The following is a 20,985-nucleotide window of genomic DNA, read 5'->3' as shown; positions in this document are numbered from 1 at the left end:
GGAACAGTCTTACATCCACGTATCTTCGCGGCGTCTCTTCTTCGGTAGGAAGGTTAAAATAACACCTAACAGAACGCCTCCGCCAGCGACAATACCGCCCCACGTAAACCATTTTATCATTTCGTCTTTACTTTCTGCTTCCAACTGCGCCGTCAACGTGTTGACTTCCTTTGTCTGGTTCTCCGTTTGCGTAGTAAGCTTCGCCAACTGCTGACGCGCGTCGTTTAGCTGTTGTTTGATTTTACTGTTTTCCGACTGTAAACCCTGCAAGCTGGCCTGGCTGTCTGCAAGTTGTTGGCTAATAATGGGTAATTGCTCAGCACGGGAAATCTGGTTGCTGACAAATTTGGTTTCCACCCACCCGGTGCGTCCTTCAACTTTTTCTCTTATCTCGCTAAATTCTGTTTCGCGGTTGTGCTGTATAATGGTGATGGGGGTGCCGGCTTCGACCGACCCCAGGATCCGATAGTTTCTACCGGGGCCCGCATGCAGGAAAACAAACAGATCATCTCTAATATAATGAGATGAAGAGGCTTGAAGTTCGACAGAATCCTGCAAGCCAAAAACCTGTGAAGAAAACGCGATCAGGGCGATCGAGAACCACTTACGAAGCATAAAATATCCGTTTACTAAATTAGAACCACCACCGATGGTAGGGGCTGACTACGTTAAAGGCAAGTCTATGACTTGTCTACATATCTGGGTTATACGACCACTCTACCGCAAAATCAGTTCAGTGGTTATCTGTATTTTCTCTCTCAAGCCAAGGGACAGATTGCCAATCTCTTCTGACAGAGGTAAGGTGACGCTCATCTTTTGCAAGGCCAGCACTCTCTTAATATGGCAGAAATAGAAATAAAGTTTGTCACTCGTCACAATGCGCTGGCGCTTTTCCTCGACACTGTGGTACCTGTACTTAGCGACATGGGCATGGATGTTTCCAAAGCTCACGAAAAACAGCTACAGAACGATTACTACGATACCTCCAATCATGATTTTCAGCACCAAAAAATGGGATTCCGGGTTCGAGGCAATAACGGACGCTTCGAGCAAACGCTGAAAACCCACGGAAGAGTCAGTGGTGGACTGCATGAGCGGGCAGAATACAACATTCCGCTTAAAGATGCTCAACCTGATTTGCGACTTTTTGATAAAGACGTCTGGCCGCCAGAATGGGACGCAGATGTAATAAATACAAAATTAGCGCGCCAGTTTTCTACCCATTTTACCCGCACCGCGTTTGAGGTAGGTTGTCATGGTTCTGTAATTGAACTGGTGTTTGACGAGGGCGAAGTTAAAACCGGCAAGGCTCGAGCACCGATTCAAGAAATTGAACTTGAATTACTGGAAGGGCAGGTTAGTGAGCTCTTTCTGCTGGCAACGGTACTTAACGAGAAGCTGGAGCTTCGTTTAAGCGATGTTTCAAAAGCCGCGCAAGGATATCAGTTATTACATGGTGTGAACCCGCAGGTGAAGCCGCTGCCTGCCTTTTTACAGTTACATGAAGAGGAAACAACAGAAAACGCATTTGCGAAATCTGCGCAATGCGCGCTTGCGCACTGGCAACATCATGAGCATTTGTATCTTGAAACTGGCTCTGTAAAATTGTTGTCTGAAGTAGCAGATAGTCTTCGTCTGTTGCTGCAAAGCGTGTCGTTATACCTACCTGTTTTACAGTGTCCGGAAATGCTTGAACTGCATAAGCAGGTGATGAAATTCATGCAAGTGTGGTTATGGCAGGAAGACTTGCAAAGTTTAAGGTATCTGTTATCCAAGAAAAGCTTGTTCAATAAATGCTTAAGTAAATATCCGTCGTTGCTTAGTTACCTGCAGGGAAGAAAAGCCGGATTAATTCACGCCCACGCTCCAGATGCTCTTTTTTATGATAAAGCGTCTACGCAAATAAAAATTATGGTATCTGAGATACTGTATTCCCGGCCCTGGCGTGAGCACGCGAAAGGTTATGACATGCCAGTTACTGAGCATGCAAAAGGATGGCTGTCGCAAGATTGGCAAGCGGTGCAACAAAGTCTGCCTCGCGCCCAGGCGATGGGACCTGCAAATTACATTGCCATTGAAAATATGTTGCGCCAGACAATGTGGAACGGCTTTTTATTGGCGGATTTGTTTCCGGCGGAGCGTGATCAATTTCGGGCGCCATGGCTGGATATTCTCACGGGAATCGAAGAGCTAAAAGCGCTGTTAGTCCTTAAGCAAACCCTTCGGGAGTCAGAACTGGAGAGCCAGGAAGAGCTAATGCAGTGGGTGGAGGACAAAACCAACAACCTGCTAAATGTAATGGAACGAACCCGACAGGTGGGTATGCAAAGCGATGTTTACTGGTAATCGACCGCTCAATAAGGATAGCTTCAGCGAGCATGGCTTGCGATGCACGTGAAATGGACATTTACCGGATTAATCAAAAGCATTTAGCAGAATATTATGGGTGAAGGCTTTACGTAAATAAAAGCCGCGAGGGCGCGTACGAATACGTTGCCCTTCCGGCCCCAGAGCATCTGTAAGTACACTGCCATTGGCTGCTTTCGGCCGCATCTGCAGCATGTCGCCATGTTTTGCCGTGATATTTTCCACCTTTCCCAGCAGTACCATTTCTGTCAGTTCTTCCCAATCTTCCCGCAGTTGCGCATCCTCCTGAGCAGAGGGTTGCCATAATACTGCTGTGGCAACACGACGCTCTGCCAGCGGAATACGCCGGTCTCCTTCTAAAGGAACCCATAATACCTGCTGTAGCTTGTTGCGAACGCTAGATGTTTCCCAGGTGATCCCCGGAGACATTAACAAGGGTGCGTAGCAAACGTATGTGGTTTCAAGCGGCTTTCCGCAAGCGTCTATGGGTACAGTTTTTAGCTCAATTGCCAGTTCAGGAAAGTCCTGCTGCGGTTTAGAACCTGCACTTGCACCCAGCCAAAGTTCAAGTAACTGCCCCGGCCAGCCCTTGTGCCGCTGTAAATTAGCCGGAATATTTATGTTCGCCATTTTGGCCAGCTCACCTAGTGAAAGCCCTGCTATGGCGTGGCTTCTAGCGAGTAAATCATCAGTATTTATAGGCGGTGAAGCAGGTACTTTCACGGCGTTCCTCAGGCAATCAGCAGCTAATAATGATTAATACTTTGAAAGGGCTATAGTTTATGGAAGAATGCAAGAATAGAAAAGTTTATCGTGCCCAGGAGTCTAAGTGATAGATGCCGATGGATTCCGTGCGAATGTGGGCATAGTGATTTGCAACAAAATGGGTCAGATATTTTGGGCAAGGCGTTATGGCCAACATTCATGGCAGTTTCCACAAGGCGGAATTGATGAGGGGGAAACTGCAGAACAAGCTATGTACCGGGAGCTGCACGAAGAGGTAGGGTTAAGTCCTAAAGACGTGACATTGTTAAGCGTCACCCGTAACTGGATGCGCTACAAACTGCCTAAACGGCTGATTCGTCAAGGCAGTAATCCGGTATGTATAGGACAAAAACAGAAATGGTTTTTGTTGCAACTTGATTGCCAGGAAAAAGATGTAGATGTACTGAAAACTGGTCATCCCGAATTTGACGACTGGCGCTGGGTGAGTTATTGGTATCCTGTGCGTAATGTGGTGTCTTTTAAGCGTGATGTATATCGCAAAGTGATGAAAGAATTTAGTGGAGTTGTGATGCCTGCTGTGTCAAAAAATACACAAAGCCCGCCTCATAAACGCCACCGTAAACGTCGTAAGGGTTAAAACAGGGGAAGTCAATTGTCCAATAAGGGAAATATACTCACTACGCTTAAGCGTATAGTGCAGGAAATGAATCAAATCCCGGAACTGGACAAAGCCCTGTTACGCCTGGCCTCCCGCGTAAAGCAAACCATGCAGGTAGATTCCTGCTCCATTTATCTTGCTGACTATGAGCAGCAGGAGTTTGTTCTAAAAGCCACCGATGGTTTGCATCCAGATGCTGTTGAACGGGTGCGCATCGGTTTTTCCGAAGGCCTTATCGGCCTGGTAGGTCAGCGAGAAGAACCGCTGAATATAGAAAACGCCCATCAACATCCTCGCTTCAAGCATTATCCTGAAGTGCAGGAAGAAAACTATAATGCCTTCCTTGGCACACCAATAATCCATCAGCGCAAAGTGCTTGGTGTTATCACCATGCAACAAAGTGAGATGCGCCGCTTCAGTGAAGACGAAGAAGCCTTCCTGGTTACGTTAGCCGCGCAGATGGCGCTGGAAATTACCAATGCTGAAATGCGCGGCGCGCTGAGTAATGCCACTGCCATTCGCGCTCTGCCCCGGCAAAAAAATGTCAGGGGGATTGCCGGCTCCCCCGGTTTGGCAATTGGAAAAGGGTTTGCCACTGATGCCAAAATTGATCTGCGCAGCTGGGTGGTCAATCGCTGCGATGATGTATCCCTTGAGGTTCAAAGTTATCGTAAAGGCGTAGAAGTTACCCGTACTCAGGTTGATGATTTATCACAACGCCTGGATGATGAAATTCCTGACGACGTGAAATCTATTTTTCAGCTTTACCACCAGTTGCTTGATGCAAACAGCCTGGGGCGAGAAGTGGAAGGAAAGATAAAAGAGGGTTGGGACGCCGCCTCCTCATTGAAGATGGTGGTTGAAGACTATGCCGCTCGATTTCTGAGTATGGAAGACCCATACATGCAGGAACGGGCAATAGACATCATTGATTTGTCTAACCGAATTCTTACCAATATTTTAATTGAAGCGAAAGGCCACACAATTAAGGCCAAAATGGCCACGCAGGACAGTATTCTGGTTGCCGAAGAAGTGTCGGCAACTATGCTCGCCGAGTTCCCTCGTCAGTATCTGAAAGGCATTATTTCGATTCGAGGCTCGAATAATTCCCATGCGGCCATTCTTGCCAGAGCTATGGGTGTACCGGCAGTAATGGGTTGCCAAAATATCTCTCCGGCCTTGCTGGAAGGGAAGAACCTGCTGTTAGACGGCTACTCTGGTGAAGTTATTATTGCGCCGGAGCCGAACATACTCAGTGAGTTTACCCAGTTAATTGAAGAAGAAGCGACGCTGTCGAAGCGGATCGAAGCCCAGGCTGGTCAACCCTGCAAGACAGAAGATGGATGCCGAATCCAGCTTTACATCAATGCTGGCTTATCGGCTGAAGTGGAGCTGAATGCCAACATTCATAACGCGGGGATAGGGCTGTACCGAACTGAAATTCCATTTATGCTGCGGGAACGTTTTCCCTCCGAACAGGAGCAAGTGCAACTTTATCGGCAGATTCTTGAATCATCGCCCGAACAGCCTATCACCATGCGTACTTTGGATGTGGGTGGCGATAAGCCATTGCCCTATTTTCCGATAAATGAAGAAAATCCTTTTCTCGGCTGGCGAGGGATTCGTTTAACACTGGATCATCCGGAAATTTTTCTGGTACAAGTGCGGGCAATGCTGCGGGCAAGTCTCGGGATGAACAATCTGCAGATTATGTTGCCCATGATTTCTTCTGTTAGCGAAGTGCAGGAAGCGAAGCGGCTTATCGAGCAGGCTTTTTACGAGATCAGCGACGAAATCAAATCTCAGAATATCCAATTGCATCGACCAAAACTGGGAATCATGCTTGAAGTCCCTTCGGTGTTATATCAGCTGCCTCAGCTAGCCAGGCACGTGGACTTTTTCTCCGTAGGAAGTAATGATCTAACCCAGTACCTGCTGGCTGTCGACCGCAACAACACACGAGTTGCCAGCTTGTACAATAGCTATCATCCTGCCGTGCTAAGTGCACTTTATGATATCGTCAGGCAATCGGATCATAATCAAGTACCCGTCACTATATGCGGTGAAATAGCCGGAGAACCTGGCGGCGCAATCCTGCTGATGGGAATGGGATATCGCCGACTCAGTATGAACGCCTACAATCTGCGAAAAATTAACTGGGTGATTCGTAATGTAAGCCTGGAAGAAAGTAAGGAACTGTTATCCTGCGCACTCACCGCCAATACGCATGAAGATGTTTATATTCTTATCAATAATTACCTGGAACAAAAAGGGCTTGGCGGCCTTATTCGGGCTGGCTCTTAACCGCTACGAATAACTTTTCACACAAAAATGCAGGCAAGACTGCAATTCCTGTGATAGTTGATCAAAGAATTCTGCGATATTTTTTGTTAACCTACGTCCGCGGTTTTAAGGTAGCAAGTGAAGCGGAAATACTCGTGGGTAGGATGCTTAACCTAACGCAGTAAAACTTTATGAGCATTATATGGATCCCGTATACATTATTATTGTCTGCTGTGCGGCTATCGGCCTTGTTGCTGGTCTCTTGGCGGGTATGCTGGGAATCGGGGGCGGCCTGATTATCGTTCCTGCACTGTCTTTTTTGATGGTGCATTTCCTTAACTTAAGTACAAACTTAGTAATGCCTATGGCAGTGGCAACATCGCTTTCGACAATTGTTCTCACAAGTCTTTCCTCTGCCCGCGCGCATCATGCGCTTGGAAACATTAATCGGCATATTGTAGTGTGGTGCGGAGTTGGCGTTGCTGTAGGAGCAACATTAGGAGCGCAGATAGCCAGCACAATCTCTGGCCATACGTTGAAAAATATTTTTTCCGTGTTGGTAATAGTCATTGCTGCACAGATGGTATTGGGAAAACGCCAACCCTCAGCGCACAAGGCGACCCGTGGTATATTGGTAACCGTTGCAAGCCTGACGGGTGCGATCAGTGCATTGATGGGAATCGGCGGTGGTGCGCTGCTGGTACCTGCTTTAGTCTGGTTTCAAGTAAACATCAGACAAGCGATTGGCTGCGCTGCTTTAAGTGGTTTGGTCATTGCTTTGTTTGGAACAGCCAGCTTTGTGTATGCCGGACGAGTAGCGCCCGGTTTGCCAGTGGGTGCGGTAGGTTATGTTTATTTACCTGCAACCTTTGGTATTGTTGCTACTTCAATATTTACCGCGAACCTCGGCGCCAAGTTGGGTCAGAGGATGAATACAGACATATTAAAGAAGATACTGGCTGGCCTATTAGTGTTAGTCAGTATTCGAATGATTTTAGGAATAGAGTAAACCATGGCAGAAAGCAGTTTTCTGGTTTTTCCAAATATTGATCCCATTATTTTTAGTGTGGGGCCGCTAAGTGTACGTTGGTACGGCATGATGTACCTCGTAGGCTTTGTAGCTGCATATTTGTTAGCGCACAAGCGACTGGAACAAACCGATTGGACCAAAGAACAACTTAGCGATCTTCTTTTCTGGGGGTTCGTAGGCGTTATTCTAGGCGGGCGCATCGGTTATGTTTTGTTCTACCAGTTTGAAATGTTTCTTGAGAACCCTCTCTATCTCTTTAAGATTTGGGCTGGTGGTATGTCATTTCACGGTGGACTGCTGGGGGTACTGGCGGCGTTATTCTGGCAATCTCGAAGAATGAAAGCAACGTTTCTGCAAGTTGGTGACTTTGTCGCGCCGTTAGTTCCTATTGGCTTAGGAGCTGGACGTATTGGCAACTTTTTGAACGGCGAATTATGGGGAAGACAGACAGATGTGCCGTGGGCGATTATTTTCCCGGAAGCTGGTAACATTCCGCGACATCCTTCTCAGTTATATGAATTTGCCTTGGAAGGTGTGCTACTGTTTATAATATTATGGTTATATTCTGCAAGGCCTCGGCCTGTGGGAGCAGTAAGCGGGCTGTTTCTTCTTGGCTATGGCGCATTTCGCTTTATTGTAGAATACTTTCGTGAGCCGGATGCGCATCTGGGCTTGTACAAGATTGGCTTAAGCCAAGGGCAATTGCTGTGTGTACCTATGATTTTACTGGGTGTGTGGTTAATGTACAGAGCCTATACCCGCACATCTGCACAGGTGTCTCCTAATTAACTAAAAGAAAAAAATGAAAGAATATTTGCAGCTTATGCGTCACGTCCGCGAACAAGGCGTGAGAAAAGAGGACCGTACCGGCACCGGGACAATTAGCGTGTTTGGCTATCAAATGCGCTTTAATTTGGCTGAAGGTTTTCCGCTGGTAACGACAAAAAAGTGCCACTTAAAGTCCATCATTCATGAGTTGCTTTGGTTTCTCAAAGGAGAAACCAATATTCGGTATTTGCAAGACAACGGCGTGTCAATTTGGGACGGGTGGGCTACGCCTGAAGGCGAGTTGGGACCAGTATACGGACACCAGTGGCGTAGCTGGGATGGTGGGGATGGTTCCACCATTGACCAGATTAGCGATGTTATTCACCAGATAAAGACTACCCCTGATTCCCGCCGGTTAATTGTAAGTGCCTGGAATCCAGCGGTGCTTCCCGATACCCGTTATTCTCCTAAAGAAAATGCGGCGATGGGGAAACAGGCGTTACCTCCCTGCCACACTATGTTCCAATTTTACGTGCTGGAGGGCAAGCTGTCCTGTCAATTGTACCAGCGAAGTGGTGATGTTTTTCTTGGCGTTCCTTTCAATATTGCCAGTTATGCTTTATTGACATTGATGGTAGCGCAAGTTTGCGATCTTCAGCCTGGTGAGTTTATTCATACGCTTGGGGATGCCCATCTGTATGTAAATCACCTGGCTCAGGCCGAAACGCAACTCGCGAGAAAGCCGTACCCTAAGCCTAAAATGATCATTAATCCTAACGTGAAAGATATTTTCAATTTTACCTTTGAAGATTTTGAGTTACAGAATTATCAGGCCCACCCTCATATTAAGGCACCAGTGGCAATTTAAGATTTACCGCGAGGTTACATGACGACACCAGTCTTGATATGTGATGATTCCGGATTTGCTCGTAAGCAGATGGCTCGGGCAATTCCAGATGGCTGGGATGTTGATATTGCCTTTGCTGAAAACGGACAGGAAGCCATTGATCTGATTCGTAAGGGCAAAGGCGACGTCATGTTTCTTGATCTTAATATGCCGGTAATGGACGGGTATAAAACCATGGAGGTAATTCGTGAAGACGATTTGTCTTGTATGGTAATTGTGGTTTCCGGAGATGTGCAGCCTGAAGCCCGTCAGCGAATGATAAATTTAGGTGCACTGGATTTTATTCGCAAGCCTATAGATAACCAAAAGCTGATGTCGCTTTTAAAGCAGTACGGTCTTTATAGCGGTGACAGTATTGCCATCGAACGTAAGAGCGTTAGCAGTCTCAGCCCGCAATATGACAAGAATTATCAGCTTGATGCCTATCGCGAGCTGGTCAATGTTGCCATGGGGCGTGCCGGTGAAAATCTTGCCAAGCTGCTAGGTGAATTTATTGATTTGCCTATTCCCAACGTTAATGTCATTGAGAGCAACGAGCTGCATATGGCAGTTGCGGAAATTAATCGCAATGAACGGGTGTCGGCAGTGTCAAAAGGATTTGTGAGTGCTGGCATAAAAGGTGAAGCACTGGTTATATTCAATGACACCAATACCGACAATATGGTGAAGCTGCTAAACTATGATTCCGCAGGATACGATGAGCATCTGCAATTAGAAGCGCTGATGGATGTTTCGAATATTCTTATTGGCGCTTGTCTTAATGCTCTTTCGGCTCAATTGAACGTGAGCTTCAGCCATAGTCAGCCCATATTATTGGGCCAACACCGCGGGCTTGATGTGTTGCTAAGCGATAATTTGTCGCGTTGGAAAAAAATTATGGCAGTGGAAATTGCCTACGCCATCAAAAGTCGTGACATCAGTTTCGACCTGCTGTTGCTGTTCCCCGATGAGGCAATGGATAAGATTTACACCCGGCTGGTCGAGGATGAGGGGGACTAATGATATCTTCTGATCTTCTTCAAATACACTGGCAAAACGATTTGTTAAGCTCCATTGAGGTGGGTATTGTTGTACTGAATTCGTCGTTTGAAGTTGAGGTGTGGAACCAGTTTATGGAGAACCACTCAGACCTCCTCCCCAGCCAGATTTGCGGCACTTCGCTGTTTTCACACTTTCCTGAAATCGACAAAAAATGGTTGCAGGCTAAAGCTGAGCCAGTTTTCAATCTAAAAACTCCAGTGTTTCTGATTTGGGAGCAGCGTCCGTACTTATTTAAGTTTGGCAGCAACCGGCCAATAACCTCTGATTCAGCCCACATGTTTCAAAACGTCACCATGTTTCCTTTGACTTCTCCTAATGGAGACATCGAACGATTGTGTATGCTGGTTTACGACGTAACGGATCAGGCACTAAGTAAGCTGCGGGTTGAGCGTTTGAATGAAGAAATGAAGGTGTTAAGTAGAGTAGATGGCCTTACCGGATTGTATAACAGGCGTTATTGGCAAGAACGTTTCGATCATATTTTCAAACTGGCGCAACGCAATGAAAAGCCAACCTCAGCGATGATGCTGGACATCGATCATTTCAAAAAGGTGAACGATACTTATGGCCACCAAGCGGGGGATAAAGTTATTCAGGCGCTGGCTGCGGTTATTCAGAAGAACATCCGCGAAACGGATTTAGCTGGACGATATGGTGGTGAAGAATTCGCCATTGTGCTGACAGATACCGGCGCGAAGAACGCAGTTAAAGTGGCAGAGCGCATTAGAAAGTCAGCTCTTAACACAATAGTAGAGCATGAGGGCGAGCAGATTACGTTCACCGTGAGCATAGGCTTAGCTGAATATTCTGCTAATCATGCTAACTCGCTGGAATGGCTTGAAGACGCCGATGAAGCGCTTTATGGTGCCAAAACAGCCGGTCGAAACCAAGTGGTGACAAAAAATCAGGCTTGGCTGCCAAATGCTTCTGATTAGACCTCTCAACTCGCGCCGCAGTTAAAAGCGCTAGTAGCTTCGTTTCTCGGCGCGAATAATGTCTTGTTTAATGGTCCGAAGAAATAACAGGCTTGGTATTACCATAACGGCGGTAAGAATAAAAAACGCGCTCCAGTTTCCGCCCAGATAATCCACAATGACCCCGGAACCCGAAGCCAAAAGATTACGTCCGGCCACGCTTAACGATGCCATCAGCGCATATTGAGTAGCACTAAACGCGCGATTACACAGCAATGAAATAAACGCTACCATGGCTACCGAGCTCCATGCTGCCGTGAATCCATCGACAATGACAGTGGCGGCAAAAAGCATTTTATCTGGTCCCGTCTGCGCCATCCACGCAAACATCAGGTTACTACTCGCCATAGCAATACCTGCAATCATTAACCCCCGGTAAATGCCATAGCGTATATTTACTAATCCGCCGATAATGGAGAAAACAATGGTCACCCACCAGTTTAAAAGCTTCGATAGCGAGCCGATGTCGCTATTTGAAAAGCCGACTTCTTTGTAAAATACAATACTCATACGGCCCAAAAACGCCTCGCCCAGCTTAAACAGGAAAATAAACAGCAGGACCGAAAGCGCCAGCCTTACACCATTACGCTGAAAAAACTCTCGAAACGGCTCAGCAACGGTGACAACCATCCAACTCATGACATTTGCGCCAAATCCGGCTTTGCCTTTGTTACCGCTGATCGCTTGGGCAAAACGTTTTTCTGCCGCACCCTGTACCACCGTGCGGTCGATAAGCGGCTCCTTCGCCCAAATGGTTGCTGCCATCAGCACAAGCATAAAGCCGCCGAGCAGAAAATATATCTGCGGCCAGTACCAGTTGGAGGAATCGGCGAGGAAAAAGGGGATTGCGCCCAAACCACCATAACCGGTCCACCAACCTGCAGTTGCCAGCGAGGAAGCAGCAGACAATTTATCTTTTTCTTCTTCCCTGATGATATCTATACGATAGGCATCGATAGCAATATCCTGAGTGGCAGAAAACACAGCGAGAATCAGCCCTGTTAGTGCCATGTAAAACAATTGCGTTTGGACATTTAGCGTGGCCATATAGAGGCAACACAAGCCAATGCCAGCTTGCATGGTAATAATCCAGCCTCGTCTTTGGCCTAGCCATGGAAGGCGCACCCTATCCAGCAGCGGAGACCACAGGAAGTTGACGGCGTAAACAGAAAATATAGAACCAAATAAGCCGATAGCCGAACGGCTCAGCCCTTCATCTTTTAGCCAGGCTGACATAACAGAACCAATCATCAACCAGGGAAAGCCGCTGGCCACACCGAACAGGAAGACGCTGATTAATCGTTTATCTTTATATACGCGCAGGGCTTGGAACAAAATGGTTAACTGTCACGGTGGGGAATAGCGTCATTGGATCATATAACCCCAGGCAAACGCAAGCCTTTCGTCAGCTATTCAGACGTTTAGGGCCGAATGCCAATGCAGTCGAAAGGGCAAATGCCTTTCCCTTCCAGAAAGGAGATGCAGTTTGTCAGCTCTTCGACAAGAAAGGTATCAGAACGAAGCTTCTCTTCCGGCCAATAATGTAATTGATGCAGCAAGTGCCAGAAAACGCGTTCCTGCTGAGTGTAAGGCAGGGTCAGGTTATATTCCACCTGGCTCCATTCCTCCAGCGTATCCCAGAAGAATATTTCTATTTCCCTGAACGCCAACTTCTCGTCCCAGAACGCGTGCAAGTAATAGCATAATTGTTTTGATTTCGTGTCTATGAACGATGTGACCATCACCAAGTACTGCCAACAATGTTGTTATTATGATCCTAGTATAGCGCTTACTAACCTAATTTCCTCCTAAACCAGAGTAACGAAAATAGATCAATGAAATCTTTAGAAAAAAAGTGAGTCGAAAGAAACTTGAATGAACGGTCAGTTTTTTGTTTCCCTTCATGTAAGCTGCAGAAAAGGGAAAAGCGGGCAAATTATCGCGCTGAGTGAGCAAACATCATTGCGGACTTGCATTACCATCCCAGATAAGTGATCCAGCCATAGATCTCTTTTCCTATCCCATTCACGAAGGGATTCTCATAGGTATAAGGTTGAAACGATGGCACAGGCTGTACCTTCATTTGCCGCTGCCGATAATGCAGTTTCAGGGCGACAATGGCGGCCTGTCTTCTGGTTGTGACCGTTTGTTTTTGCCATCGATTGCTGTCAGGCAAGCTGATATCCAGGACAGGAAAATTAGTGTCGGCAATTTCGTGCACCAATGCTTTATTAGCGTCCTCCTGAGGCCAGAAGGGGGCAATAACTACCATACTGTCCGGCATGGGAATTTTTTCTGCTGCACCTAAGCTGACGAGTTGAGCTGCTGTCATACCTTGACTGATGACTAAACGAAACCCTTTTTTATCTTCAACCTTATTATAAAGTGCGTTCATCAGTAAGGTTAAACGGGTTTGCGAATCAGTGAAATTCAGCTGCGCAGGCAAGCTGTCACTTCTGGGATGAATGCTGGTATCAGGTAAATCAGCCGGGGCAGTGCCAGTAGCCGGATTTACCGGGCTATCATCAAGAAGCGTGGGCGAAATAAGCGTATCCCACCCCCATAGGTTTAGCTGGGTTGCCAAGGTTTTGGCATCTTGCAACGACAGGCCGTAATAGCCACCGTCAACTACAATCAGAGCAACGCCGCGAGACAAAGGTATTGCCGCCGGCTTAATAAACACCGGCACGGCGGTATCGCCCACAAGCACTGTGGTGTACTCACTTTCACGGTACTGTAACTTAATATCTTCCACCCGTGAGTCGGCGAAGCAAATGGCACTCACCAGCATCAGGGCAACTACCATTACTAACTTAACCAAGAATCCGCCCATACCCTTTACCATAGTTGCTTTAAAAAACTGTCGGGCTTGTATCGGCAATTCAGATAAAAACTGAAGTTCTACTCATCCACCTTGAGGCTGATCACGCATCAAGGCGGATGAGTATTCTGCTGCTTAACAGTTGTTCTCGGGCAAGGGCAGAGGAGGCGGGGAGTAATCGCCAAAGGGCATGGGTGCTTCAAATCTAAGCCAATTGCCACTGGTGGGATGGGTGATAATAAGAGATTGCGCGTGCAGTTGGAGCCGTTCAGCTTTACCTTTAATGACTTCGTCAGCGTAAAGTCGATCACCAAGGATGACGTGCCCTATAGACAACATATGCACGCGCAACTGGTGTGACCGACCGGTAACCGGTAGCAGAGCAACCAGCGTTTCATCGTCTTTGCGTCTTACCACTTCATAGCGGGTAAGCGCCGGTTTGCCGTGTTCATGATCGACTTTCTGCTTTGGCCTGTTTGGCCAATCGCAAATCAGCGGAAGCGTAATTTCGCCGTAGTTATTCTGTACGTTCCCGTCGACCCGGGCAAAATACCGTTTGTGAGTATTTCGAGTCTCGAACTGGCGAGACAAGTGCCGATGACTGGCTTTATTTAACGCCATTATCATTACACCAGATGTTGCCATATCCAATCGATGAACCACAGTCGCAGTGGGAAAAACCCGCTGTACCCGCGCAATCAGAGAATCCCGGTGTATCGGCGCTTTACCCGGAACACTGAGCAAGCCGCCGGGCTTATTGGCTACCACAATATCGTCGTCCCTGTAAATGATGGTCAGGTACGGCGACAGCGGTGGGTTATACTCGAACTGCGGGTTCGCCATTATGGGTTGTTTACCACAATGCGCACGGCATCAAATTGGACATCGGCAGATTTTAGCGCCGCATCAAGCTCAACAACCTGATTTTCAACAAAGGCAATTTCGCTATCCCGCACCGCCGGATTTTGCTTTTGTAAATCTTTTAACCGCTGAATATCACCTGTTAACGTCTCATGCATAGCGGTTTTGGCAGTGTGTAAAATTTCCTGAGCTTGCTCCTGCGCTGCCACCTTCGCCTTTTCCAGATGCAGGGTTACCTGCTTTTGCAACGCCTGAATAAGCTGTTGGGCAATTTTACGTCCTGCCAGCCGGCTAACATCAAAATCATGGTCGACTTCAGTGCCTTGCGCATCTAAACAAATGCGGATAGGCGTGGAAGGAAGGAATCTGCCCAGTTGCAGAGCCTTTGGCGCATTAGCTTCTAGAACAAACACAGTTTCCAGCCAATAGGCGCCTTTGGGCAGGTTTTTATCTGCAATAAAGCCTACGCTGCTTTTGCCTAGCACATCGGTTAACACCATATCAATGGCGTTGTGAACCAATGGATGATCCCAACTTAAAAAATGTACATGTTCCAATGTGGTGGCTGCGCGGCGCCGATACGTGACTGTCATGCCTTCAGGATCGAGGCCGGGAAGCTGGTTTACCATTTGCTCAGTGGGCGTAAGAATAAAACAATCGTTACCTTTTTCTTCCTGATTTACACCAAGTGCATCGAGTAAACGCCCCATAAATCGAGACAAGTCCAGTGAACTGTCCAGCGCCACTATTTCCTCTAGCAGCGTTTCTACTTTACCTTCTCCAGAAGCATTGAGTTCAAGCAGCCGGTCACGCCCTTCTTCCAACCGTGCTTTTAATGTCCGATTGAGTGAATGACTTTGGTTAATCAAGTCGCTTAACGCGCTATCGTCATCCGGATTGAGGCAGGCGCCGATAAGTAATGGTTTTACTTCTTCAAACACTCCTGAGCCTGTTGGGCAGGTTTGCGTGAACGCTTCCAGCCCCTGATGATACCAGTCAAGCAGCACCGCCTGCGCACTTCCGACTAAAAAGGGAACGTGAATTTGAATATCTTTAGTTTGGCCAATACGATCCAGCCGCCCAATACGTTGCTCCAGCAAGTCAGGGGTTAGCGGCAAATCGAATAATATCAGGTGGTGGGCAAACTGAAAGTTGCGGCCTTCACTACCAATTTCACTACACAACAGTATTTGTGCGCCATCTTCCGGATCAGCAAAATAATGTGCCGCTTTGTCGCGTTCCACAATACTCATTCCTTCATGGAATACGCTGTGGCGAATACCAGTTCGCAGCCGGATGGCTTCACCGAGTTGCTGTGCAGTAACTGCGCTGGCGCAAATGAGCAGCGCTTTTTCCGGGCGAATAGAGGACAGAAATTCCAGTAGCCATTCTACTCTGGGATCTTCATCTATCCAGCTATTTACCAACGCGGGCTGACGCTCTGGATATAAAGCGTAGGTCAGGTCATTACCATGAATAGCGCTGTCATAGATGGCGGGTGCAGCTAACGGATAATCATGGAGTTCCCGAATCGGGAAGCCGGAAATCCCCGCCCGGCGGTTGCGGAACAATATTCTTCCGGTGCCATGACAGTCAATAAGCTGATGAACCAGAGCCTGTCGCACGTCAGGATCATCAATATCAGAGTAATGAGCAAGAATTTCTGGGGCAAGAGATTGCAATGTATCCTTTTGCTCCTGACTCAAACTGGCGTCTGTCAATAACGGTTCAACGGCATCGGCCAGCTCGCTGTATTTCGCTTCTTCTGCAAGAAAGGTTTGGTAATCATGAAACCGGGCAGGGTCAAGCAGCCGCAGCCGGGCAAAGTGGCTTTCATGGCCAAGTTGATCAGGGGTGGCGGTCAGCAGCAACACACCTGCGGTCACTTCGGCCAATTGTTCAACACGCTGATACTCTTCCGATGGACTCTCGGCTGACCATGAAAGATGGTGAGCTTCATCGACGACTAGCAAATCCCAGCCGGCGGCGGCAGCTTGTTGATGGCGCTGGGGATTATTACGCAGAAAATCGATACTACATAATACCAGCTGCTCATTTTCAAAAGGGTTGGTACCAGATTCATCCAACGCTTCGCAACGGCTTTCGTCGAAAATGGAAAACGCCAGATTCACCCGTCGTAACATTTCCACCAGCCACTGATGCACCAGTGAATCCGGCACGACAATCAGCACTCGCTGGGCGCGGTCTGTTTTTAGCTGTTGGTGAATGATAAGCGCGGCTTCTATGGTTTTTCCCAAGCCCACTTCATCTGCCAATAGCACGCGGGGCGCATGCCGTCTTCCAACTTCTGAAGCGATATGCAACTGATGTGGAATTAACTCAATTCGCGCGCCTGCCAGCCCAATAGTGGAAGAGCGTAGGTACGTATGTTGATGAGTAAGCGCGTTAAGCCGCAAGTCGAACCACTTTGGGTTATCAAACTGGAAACTAAACAATCGCTGCTCTGGCTGATTTAAACGAATATGATGATCAAGCATGGTTTCAGATAACCGAACATCTGCGCCGGTATCTTCGCGCTGACCGTGGTAAATCATTACCCCTTGGCTTTGTTGAATGTCGGAAACAGTTAACGACCAGCCATCCTGACTTTTAACGGTATCACCTTGGCTAAACAACAACCGAGTAAGGGGAGCATCATTTTTCGTATAAATCCGGCTTTCGCCGCTTGCGGGGTAGTATACTTCCACAGAGCGAAAGTCTATTTTGATAATGGCGCCCAATCCCAGTTCGGATTCGGTATTACTTAGCCAACGCTGGCCGACCGCAAAATCGTTTGCTGAAGTCATATTACGTCTTCTGTCATTCTTGGGGGCGATATTGTACTTGCCAAGCTGCGTGTAATAAAGCGCAGATCCAACTTAATCGCGCTGGTAAAGATTAGGGAAGTGTAGCAGAAGTGCAATGTAATACCGATCCGCATAAATAAGTGATCAGCTCAGAGAAAGCAGAACTTTTCAGTTCAAGGCGCATTATTGAAGGAATGCCTGGGCCTTTCGAAATAATGCAACGTAAGAAATGGGAAGTTCTGCTTTCTCCCTGCGGGCGCAGCTTTCCCGCTTCCTGAAAGCTGCATCAGTCGCACTTGCTTTGGAGCCACCAAAGCGGCGTACGCCTTCTTTGTCAGCAAGCGGGAAGACCTACGCTGAGTGAGTACTTATTTATGCAGATCGGTATAAGGAGCGGTATCGTTCAGTTACAGCTATAAGTGTATTTCGAACAGCAGTTTTCCTTCTGAAAGATGATGAACTCATAGGGGAGCGTTAGCCTTAAATAACCTGGTACTACAACCAAGGCTAAATTTAGCCTTCACCAGTTCAAGATCTGGTTTGTCTGGTCGATAACTTCCTACTATCTTCTGTTGGATTACTAAAATGTTTAATAGCCGCCTCAAAAAAGAAATTGAAGAGCAACGTGTGGAACTGGCGATGCTGCGGCAACTAGCGGACCAAATGAATCGCGGTATGCTATCTATAAGATTGGATGCCGACTTATGCATATCTGCGGTAAACCAGAAATTCGCAGATGCCTTGGGTTATCGTTCCGAGCAGCTACAGGGGCGGCCTTTGTCGGAGATCGTTCCTGCCTACGTGACTAAATTGCCTTGTTTCCGCGCCTTTAATAAGGCTGTCGCAGAGTTTGCGCCAGTTAGTGATGACTATCGCTATCTTCATGCCGATGGCACCCTGGTTTGGCTGAACGTACAGTGGCTTCCGATACCTGACACGAACGGCAAAATGTCATACGTACAAGGCTATGCGCGTGACATTACCAAAGCAGTAGAAAAGACAAAAGAGAGCGAGTCTTTTATTGATGCGCTGATCCGCTCTACGGCGGTTATTCAGTTTAATCTCGACGGCACTGTTATCACTGCAAACGAGCAGTTTCAGCGGGCCATGGGCTACCGGCTTGAGCAAATCATCGGCCAGCACCACCGCAAGTTCTGCACGTCTGACGACGCGGCCTCGCCTGAATACGCAGCGTTCTGGAAAAGGCTCAATAAGGGCGAGTACGTAGCGAACCGCTTTAAAAGGCTTGATAGTCGTGGCAACGAAGTATGGCTGGAAGCCACCTATAATCCGGTGTATGACGCTGAAGGCAAACTCTATAAAGTAGTAAAATTTGCCAGCGTGGTTACTGAACAGGTGGCACGGGAAACCCAGGTAAGGGAGGGCGCTGGCGTGGCTTATGATGTTTCTCAGCAAACGGATGAAAGTGCCAAGAAAGGCACCACTGTTGTAAAACAAACTGTTGAAACCATGCAGCAGATAGCCGCACAAATGCAGGCAGCGACTGACAGTATCGAAGCTCTGGGCAAGCAGTCTCTCCAGATAAATTCCATCGTACAAACCATTGGAGGCATTGCGGAGCAAACAAACCTGTTGGCACTAAACGCGGCTATTGAAGCAGCAAGAGCAGGCGAGCAAGGGCGCGGGTTTGCCGTAGTTGCCGATGAAGTGCGCCAATTAGCAGGACGCACCAGCACTGCCACTGAAGAGATTGTAAGAGTGGTCGAGAAGAATCAGCTACTTTCAGATGAAGTTATGCATCAGATGTTTAGCACTCGCGAGAAAGCTGAGCAAGGATTGGAGCTTTCGAACCAAGCCGGTGCCGTGATTTTGGAGATTCAGGAAGGCGCTAGACAGGTGGTAGACGCTGTAGGGCGCTTTGCGAACGAATTGCGGTAGCAACTGAACTGGTATATAACACCTGATCGATTGAAAATAATTGTCACTCGGCTATCTACTAAAGGTAAGCTGCAGTCACGGATATGATCCTGCTCATAAACGGCTTCGATTCAGTATCTTAGTTACTCTTTACGGCGGGTATAGTGGCTTAAGAGTAACCGCCTGGCGGCGCTGGCATTTTTGCAACCGGAATATATTAGATATGTTTTATCTTAAAGTTTGATGCTGGCAGGTAGTCATTTGTTCGTAACCGTTCACCACGGCCCCATTGACAGCAAGAGTATTTATTTTTCATGATCCAGGGGATCCTATTGACCGATCGCGCCAGCGTGTCAAAGTGGTGCTATGCCACGTAAAAAACAACAGCCCAAGCCGCCTACTGCTACGAACCTGGATGATGCCAATGCGATCATTCAAGTACTGTGGGACAGGCTCAATGATTTAGAAGACCGGCTTAATCAGAACAGCCGTAATTCTTCGCGTCCGCCATCATCCAATGGACCGGGTACCTCCACTCCTACGCGTAAATCAACAGGCAAATCTCGTGGGGCGCAGACTGGGCATAAAGGCAGCAAGCGTGTGATGAGTGACAGTGTCGACGAATCACGGGTGTATTATCCTGATGAACAGTGTCCGTGCGGGGGCCATGTGGTCATGAGTAAAAGGCCCTACCGTCGTCATCAGGTGTTTGAGATCCCGCAGCAAGCATATTCGGTTGTCGAGCATCAGCTTTATCAGGGATGTTGTTATCGATGCAGCAAGACAGTGAAGGCACCGTTACCGGAAACGGTAAATTCAGGTCAAATGGGCAATAACCTGCTGGCCTATGTTGTTGTTCAGGCCGGACAGTTTCATCAAAGTATCAGTAAAATCCAACAACAACTGATTCAGAATTTTGGTCTGCACTTCAGCCGTGGTGCGATATCCCAGGCCCAGGGCACGGTAAGCAGTGTGCTGACGCCGGCTTATGAGGACGTTAAAAATCGTACTCTAGCCAGTGATATTGTACATTGTGATGAAACGCGGCATCAGCGGGGACGTGAGCGTCGCTGGATGTGGCAGGTATGTACTCAGGATTACTCATGCTTCATGACACATTACTCCCGTGGAAACTGGGCCGCCAAAAAGCTACTTGGCGAGTCACCCACCAATATGGTGGTCACCGACCAATATGCGGGTTATCACTATATTGATGACAGCCATCGCCAACTCTGCTGGGCACACATTCTGCGGAACATGCAGGCACTAGCGGATAGCTGGGGAACGAATAAATTATGTGGCGCTAAGCTGGTGCGTCTTATCCATCTGCTATTTCGGTTACGCCACCGGTTTGATAAACAATGTCTAAGTGAATCAAGCTATCTGAGACGCATCATCACACTACAAGAGCATTGGCAACAAGCACTGCACGAGGCACAGCGATTATGCACCACCCGGCGCTATCGAAACCGTTGCGCATTGCTATTGAAACACGATGTGATGTGCTGGGCATTCGTTAACGACCACCGAATTCCTCTTACCAATAATGAAGCCGAGCGCTCCTTGCGAAGCTATGTACTGTGGCGAAAAGGCAGCTATGGTGTGTGGTCGCATCGAGGCGAGCAGTTCCGTCAACGCATTCTGAGCATCGTTGAAACCTGCCGCAAACAATCCTTAAACCCACTGCAATGGATTCGGTCCATTCTCAATGCGGTGCTGCAAAAGCAGCCCTATCCACTTCTCGCTGACATGAAAACTCCCTGTCAATAAGGCCTTGGTGAACGGTTACATTTGTTCTGCTAATTGACGAGAGTTAGATTTAAATTTTTATACAATCCTGGAGCTATTGTGCTGGGTTCGCCCA

At 47.7% G+C, this 20,985-nt stretch carries 17 protein-coding genes; 10 read left to right on the top strand and 7 right to left on the bottom strand.

What is annotated here, in order from left to right; genetic code table 11:
• Nucleotides 1-9: 9 nt before the first annotated feature.
• Entirely contained in the window at nucleotides 10-615 is a 606-nt protein-coding gene (locus tag CA267_RS06245) for a TIGR04211 family SH3 domain-containing protein (protein ID WP_075608283.1), read from the bottom strand.
• Nucleotides 616-840: 225 nt separating this feature from the next.
• Here CA267_RS06245 and CA267_RS06240 point away from each other — a divergent pair, with 225 nt between their 5' ends.
• Complete coding sequence (locus CA267_RS06240) at nucleotides 841-2,346, top strand: CYTH domain-containing protein (protein ID WP_075608284.1); 1,506 nt, start codon at nucleotides 841-843, stop codon at nucleotides 2,344-2,346.
• 69 nt (nucleotides 2,347-2,415) lie between these two features.
• Here the strand turns inward: CA267_RS06240 and mutH are convergent, their stop codons facing one another.
• Nucleotides 2,416-3,090: a DNA mismatch repair endonuclease MutH gene (mutH, locus tag CA267_RS06235; protein ID WP_075608285.1), complete on the bottom strand. Its 675-nt coding sequence runs from the start codon at nucleotides 3,088-3,090 to the stop codon at nucleotides 2,416-2,418.
• A gap of 106 nt (nucleotides 3,091-3,196) precedes the next feature.
• On the opposite strand from mutH, the gene rppH reads away from it, so the two are divergent.
• The 7 genes from rppH to CA267_RS06200 all read left to right on the top strand — a co-directional run bounded on the left by rppH (nucleotide 3,197) and on the right by CA267_RS06200 (nucleotide 10,715).
• On the top strand, nucleotides 3,197-3,730 hold the full coding sequence (gene rppH, locus CA267_RS06230) for an RNA pyrophosphohydrolase (protein WP_075608286.1): 534 nt from the start codon (nucleotides 3,197-3,199) through the stop codon (nucleotides 3,728-3,730).
• 33 nt (nucleotides 3,731-3,763) lie between these two features.
• Nucleotides 3,764-6,055: a phosphoenolpyruvate--protein phosphotransferase gene (ptsP, locus tag CA267_RS06225; protein WP_075609972.1), complete on the top strand. Its 2,292-nt coding sequence runs from the start codon at nucleotides 3,764-3,766 to the stop codon at nucleotides 6,053-6,055.
• A 181-nt stretch (nucleotides 6,056-6,236) separates the two neighbouring features.
• On the top strand, nucleotides 6,237-7,043 hold the full coding sequence (locus CA267_RS06220) for a sulfite exporter TauE/SafE family protein (protein ID WP_075608287.1): 807 nt from the start codon (nucleotides 6,237-6,239) through the stop codon (nucleotides 7,041-7,043).
• Between the two features lie 3 nt (nucleotides 7,044-7,046).
• A complete protein-coding gene (gene lgt, locus CA267_RS06215) occupies nucleotides 7,047-7,853 on the top strand; it encodes a prolipoprotein diacylglyceryl transferase (protein ID WP_075608288.1) in 807 nt (268 codons plus the stop codon).
• A gap of 13 nt (nucleotides 7,854-7,866) precedes the next feature.
• A complete protein-coding gene (locus CA267_RS06210) occupies nucleotides 7,867-8,700 on the top strand; it encodes a thymidylate synthase (RefSeq protein WP_075608289.1) in 834 nt (277 codons plus the stop codon).
• Nucleotides 8,701-8,718: 18 nt separating this feature from the next.
• Nucleotides 8,719-9,738 carry a response regulator gene (locus CA267_RS06205; RefSeq protein WP_075608290.1) on the top strand — a complete coding sequence of 340 codons (1,020 nt, stop codon included), beginning with the start codon at nucleotides 8,719-8,721 and terminating at the stop codon, nucleotides 9,736-9,738.
• Nucleotides 9,738-10,715 (top strand): sensor domain-containing diguanylate cyclase, encoded by a 978-nt coding sequence (locus CA267_RS06200; RefSeq protein WP_075608291.1) that lies wholly within the window; start codon nucleotides 9,738-9,740, stop codon nucleotides 10,713-10,715. The genes CA267_RS06205 and CA267_RS06200 overlap by 1 nt, the downstream gene beginning before the upstream one ends.
• A gap of 30 nt (nucleotides 10,716-10,745) precedes the next feature.
• Here the strand turns inward: CA267_RS06200 and CA267_RS06195 are convergent, their stop codons facing one another.
• From CA267_RS06195 to rapA, 5 genes are all read right to left on the bottom strand, one after another.
• Nucleotides 10,746-12,089: an AmpG family muropeptide MFS transporter gene (locus CA267_RS06195; protein ID WP_097349125.1), complete on the bottom strand. Its 1,344-nt coding sequence runs from the start codon at nucleotides 12,087-12,089 to the stop codon at nucleotides 10,746-10,748.
• 86 nt (nucleotides 12,090-12,175) lie between these two features.
• Nucleotides 12,176-12,496, bottom strand: a complete 321-nt coding sequence (locus CA267_RS06190; protein WP_408609409.1) for a hypothetical protein — start codon at nucleotides 12,494-12,496, stop codon at nucleotides 12,176-12,178.
• A gap of 233 nt (nucleotides 12,497-12,729) precedes the next feature.
• Nucleotides 12,730-13,587, bottom strand: a complete 858-nt coding sequence (locus CA267_RS06185; protein WP_170669024.1) for a DUF3530 family protein — start codon at nucleotides 13,585-13,587, stop codon at nucleotides 12,730-12,732.
• A 123-nt stretch (nucleotides 13,588-13,710) separates the two neighbouring features.
• Complete coding sequence (locus CA267_RS06180) at nucleotides 13,711-14,418, bottom strand: pseudouridine synthase (RefSeq protein WP_075608295.1); 708 nt, start codon at nucleotides 14,416-14,418, stop codon at nucleotides 13,711-13,713.
• Nucleotides 14,418-17,243: an RNA polymerase-associated protein RapA gene (gene rapA, locus CA267_RS06175; protein WP_075608296.1), complete on the bottom strand. Its 2,826-nt coding sequence runs from the start codon at nucleotides 17,241-17,243 to the stop codon at nucleotides 14,418-14,420. The genes CA267_RS06180 and rapA overlap by 1 nt, the downstream gene beginning before the upstream one ends.
• Nucleotides 17,244-17,828: 585 nt before the next feature.
• Here rapA and CA267_RS06170 point away from each other — a divergent pair.
• Both CA267_RS06170 and tnpC read left to right on the top strand, forming a co-directional pair.
• Nucleotides 17,829-19,142 (top strand): methyl-accepting chemotaxis protein, encoded by a 1,314-nt coding sequence (locus CA267_RS06170; RefSeq protein WP_075608297.1) that lies wholly within the window; start codon nucleotides 17,829-17,831, stop codon nucleotides 19,140-19,142.
• A gap of 345 nt (nucleotides 19,143-19,487) precedes the next feature.
• Complete coding sequence (tnpC, locus tag CA267_RS06165; RefSeq protein ID WP_075608298.1) at nucleotides 19,488-20,891, top strand: IS66 family transposase; 1,404 nt, start codon at nucleotides 19,488-19,490, stop codon at nucleotides 20,889-20,891.
• The last annotated feature ends 94 nt before the right edge of the window (nucleotides 20,892-20,985 follow it).

The organism is Alteromonas pelagimontana, assembly GCF_002499975.2.
Taxonomy (GTDB): domain Bacteria; phylum Pseudomonadota; class Gammaproteobacteria; order Enterobacterales; family Alteromonadaceae; genus Alteromonas; species Alteromonas pelagimontana.
Note: the sequence above shows the minus strand (reverse complement) of the source record. Positions and strands in the feature narration are given on the sequence as shown.